The organism is Stenotrophomonas sp. FW305-C-20-S1, from assembly GCF_058783335.1.
This window is the reverse complement of the sequence record NZ_JBYTEK010000014.1, coordinates 105,145-106,043: the sequence shown is the minus strand read 5'-3', so window position 1 is coordinate 106,043 and position 899 is coordinate 105,145. Positions and strand designations below refer to the sequence as shown.

Sequence of the window (899 nt, the reverse complement as noted above, 5' to 3'; positions counted from 1 at the left end):
ACCCGGACGTGACCTATCGAGGTTGCCGGCCAGCGGCCGGCACTACCGTGACCGGGCCTCGCCGGGGTAGTGCCGGCCGCTGGCCGGCAAATCCCATGAACTCAGCTTCCGCCTTCGGTCGGCAACGGCGCAGGCACGTTCAACAATCCGCCGCTGGCCACATACGCAGCCAAGGCCTGGCCCTGGCTGAGCAGGTGGCGTTCCATCGTGCGTTCGGCGGCTGCAGCATCGCGCTGGCGGAAGCAGTCCATCAGTTCGCGGTGTTCGGCCAGCGACTGCGCGGTGCGGCCCGGCGCCAGCAGCTGGCGGCCGCGATGCATCTTCAGGATGCGGTGCAGGTCGTGGGTGATGCGGATCAGCCACGGGTTGCCGGCGTAATGCTGCACCGTCTCGTGGATGAGGTAGTTGTTGCGGTAGTACTCGGCGATGTTGCCCTCGGCGGCGGCCGCTTCCATCGCCGCGTGCAGGTCTTCCAGCTGCTGCACGCCGGCGTCGTCGATGTGCTTGACCGCTTCATGCGCACATCGGCCTTCCAGCATCGCCATCACCGGGAACAGCTGGTTGAGGTCTTCCAGGGTAAGCCGGGTTACCCGTGCGCCGCGGCCGGCATCGATCTGCACCAGGCCTTCGGCAGCGAGCAACTTCAACGCTTCGCGCAGGGGCGTACGGCTAATGGCCAGTTCCTCGCACAGCGCCGGCTCGTCGATCCACTCGCCCGGCGGCAGGCGGTAGTCGTAGATCCGCTCGCGCACGTGTTCGGCCACCTCCTCATACAGAGGGGCGCGCTTCTTCGGAGGACGCGGAGCGGGAGCGATGGCCATGCGGAAAGTGTAACGCCAGGTAGTGCGGGCCGCCTGACGGCAAACCATGAGCGTGCGGAAGATCCAAGAGGGTTCCAG

General features: G+C 67.0%; 1 protein-coding gene. It reads right to left on the bottom strand.

All coding sequences use genetic code 11. The annotated features are described in order from the left end of the window. Nucleotides 1-101: 101 nt before the first annotated feature. Nucleotides 102-821: a GntR family transcriptional regulator gene (locus AC3WTC_RS10090; RefSeq protein WP_032975925.1), complete on the bottom strand. Its 720-nt coding sequence runs from the start codon at nt 819-821 to the stop codon at nt 102-104. Between the last annotated feature and the right edge of the window lie 78 nt (nt 822-899).

Excerpts from the sequence above, each read along its gene's own strand:
- AC3WTC_RS10090 (WP_032975925.1), bottom strand. The coding sequence starts at position 821 with ATGGCCATCGCTCCCGCTCCGCGTCCTCCGAAGAAGCGCGCCCCTCTG.